Raw genomic sequence first — 2,520 nt, 5'->3', positions numbered from 1 at the left:
AGACCACCGTCCTGGGCACGCCCGCCCGCACGCTGGAGACCGCCGCCTTCACCTTCACCCCCAGGTCGGCCACGCTCGCCAGCGCCGCCGAGCCGCACCGGGAGCACGGGGGAGCCGGACGCCCCCGACCCCACCGCCTGACCCGCCCCCGCACCCCCTCGCACCACCCCCGGGACCGCCCCGGCCGGGCCCCGCCCGGCCGGGGCACCGCCGTCCCCCTCACCGCCCCCTCCGGCCCCACCGGACCGGACTGTCGGTGGACTGCGGGACAATGGGGCCCATGAGTCTGTTCCGCGACGACGGCATCGTGCTGCGCACCCAGAAACTGGGCGAGGCGGACCGCATCATCACGATCCTGACCCGCGGCCACGGCCGGATCCGCGCCGTCGCCCGCGGCGTCCGCCGCACCAAGTCCAAGTTCGGCGCCCGCCTCGAACCCTTCTCCCACGTGGACGTCCAGTTCTTCGCCCGCGGCAGCGAACTCGTCGGCCGCAGCCTCCCGCTGTGCACCCAGACCGAGATCATCGCCCCCTACGGCGGCGGCATCGTCACCGACTACGCCCGCTACACCGCGGGCACCGCCATGCTGGAGACCGCCGAACGCTTCACCGAGAACGAGGGCGAACCGGCCGTCCAGCAGTACCTCCTCCTGGTCGGAGCCCTGCGCACGCTGGCCCGCGGCGAACACGAACCGCACCTCGTCCTCGACGCCTTCCTGCTCCGCTCCCTCGCCGTCAACGGCTACGCCCCCTCCTTCGAGGACTGCGCCAAGTGCGGCATCCACGGCCCCAACCGCCACTTCTCGGTGGCCGCGGGCGGCGTGGTCTGCGGGGACTGCCGGGTCGCCGGCAGCGTCGTACCCTCGGCGGAGGCCGTCGGGCTCCTCAGTGCCCTGCTGACGGGGGACTGGGCCACCGCGGACGCCTGCGAGCCGCGGTACGTCCGCGAGGGCAGCGGACTGGTCTCCGCCTACCTGCACTGGCACCTGGAGCGAGGGCTACGCTCCTTGCGATACGTAGAGAAATAAGGAGCGCAACGACATGGCACGACGCGGGATCCTGGGACGCACCCGCCGCGAGTACCTCACGCCGGAACCGCACCCCTCGGGCGCCCGGCCGCCGAAGATCCCCGGCGAGCTCGTCCCGCAGCACGTGGCCATCGTCATGGACGGCAACGGCCGCTGGGCCAAGGAGCGCGGCCTGCCCCGCACCGAGGGCCACAAGGTCGGCGAGGGCGTCGTCCTCGACGTGCTCAAGGGCTGCCTGGAGATGGGCGTCAAGAACCTCTCCCTCTACGCCTTCTCCACGGAGAACTGGAAGCGCTCCCCGGACGAGGTCCGCTTCCTCATGAACTTCAACCGCGACGTCATCCGCCGCCGCCGCGACGAGATGAACGCGCTCGGCATCCGCATCCGCTGGGTGGGCCGCATGCCCAAGATGTGGAAGTCGGTGGTCCAGGAGCTCCAGATCGCCCAGGAGCAGACCGTCGACAACGACGCCATGACGCTCTACTTCTGCGTGAACTACGGCGGTCGCGCCGAGATCGCCGACGCCGCCCAGGCCATCGCCCGGGACGTGGCCGCCGGCCGCCTCGACCCGTCCAAGGTCAACGAGAAGACCTTCGCGAAGTACCTGTACTACCCGGACATGCCGGACGTGGACCTCTTCCTGCGGCCCAGCGGGGAGATGCGCACCTCCAACTACCTGATCTGGCAGAGCAGCTACGCCGAGATGATCTTCCAGGACGTGCTGTGGCCGGACTTCGACCGCCGTGACCTGTGGCGGGCCTGCCTGGAGTACGCCCAGCGCGACCGTCGCTTCGGCGGCGCCCTCCCCAACGAGATCCCGTACCAGGGCCAGCCGTAGTCGGCCCGCCCGGACGTGCCGGAGCCCGCGGACGGTGACCGTCCGCGGGCTCTCGGATCTCGTACGGGTGCGGGGCGCCGGGCCTCAGGAGGCCGCGGCGGCGCAGTCGGCGCAGGTGCCGAAGATCTCCACCGTGTGGGCCACGTTCACGAAGCCGTGCTCGGCCGCGATGGCGTCCGCCCACTTCTCCACGGCCGGTCCCTCCACCTCCACGGCCTTGCCGCAGACGCGGCAGACCAGGTGGTGGTGGTGGTCCCCGGAGGAACAGCGGCGGTAGACCGCCTCGCCCTCGCTGGTGCGGAGCACGTCCACTTCGCCCGCGTCCGCCAGGGACTGCAGGGTGCGGTAGACGGTGGTCAGGCCCACGGAGTCGCCGCGGTGCTTGAGCATGTCGTGCAGTTCCTGGGCGCTGCGGAACTCGTCCACCTCGTCCAGGGCCGCCGCGACGGCCGCCCGCTGCCGGGTCGAGCGGCCTCGTACGGGCGCGTTCGCCTCGCCAGGCGCAGTCCCCACCGGATCCTCCTCATATCGGCCTCGGGACATTGTGCCAGGCCGGTCGCCCGCCGGAGCGCCCCCGTCAGCAGCAGGCCGATCGGAGAGCGTATCGCACGCCCGAACGGCCCGGCGGGGGAGGCGCCGACAGCTTCGTCCGCGC

Annotated in this window: 3 protein-coding genes and 1 pseudogene; 3 read left to right on the top strand and 1 reads right to left on the bottom strand. The window is 72.2% G+C overall.

The annotated features are described in order from the left end of the window. From ABTZ17_RS36645 to ABTZ17_RS36635, 3 genes and pseudogenes are all read left to right on the top strand, one after another. Positions 1-284, top strand: a pseudogene (locus ABTZ17_RS36645) (hypothetical protein); the annotation flags it as partial. Beyond that, positions 281-1,027, top strand: a complete 747-nt coding sequence (gene recO / locus ABTZ17_RS36640) for a DNA repair protein RecO (RefSeq protein ID WP_352200152.1) — start codon at positions 281-283, stop codon at positions 1,025-1,027. The pseudogene ABTZ17_RS36645 and the gene recO, both read left to right, overlap by 4 nt. 13 nt (positions 1,028-1,040) lie before the next feature. After that, positions 1,041-1,865 (top strand): isoprenyl transferase, encoded by an 825-nt coding sequence (locus ABTZ17_RS36635; RefSeq protein WP_352200151.1) that lies wholly within the window; start codon positions 1,041-1,043, stop codon positions 1,863-1,865. Positions 1,866-1,949: 84 nt separating this feature from the next. On the opposite strand, the gene ABTZ17_RS36630 is transcribed toward ABTZ17_RS36635, so the two are convergent. Then, on the bottom strand, positions 1,950-2,408 hold the full coding sequence (locus ABTZ17_RS36630; RefSeq protein WP_502994991.1) for a Fur family transcriptional regulator: 459 nt from the start codon (positions 2,406-2,408) through the stop codon (positions 1,950-1,952). Positions 2,409-2,520 lie beyond the last annotated feature (112 nt).

This window comes from Streptomyces sp. NPDC097619 (assembly GCF_040302735.1).
Classification (GTDB): domain Bacteria; phylum Actinomycetota; class Actinomycetes; order Streptomycetales; family Streptomycetaceae; genus Streptomyces.
This window is presented reverse-complemented; position numbering and strand designations above follow the sequence as displayed.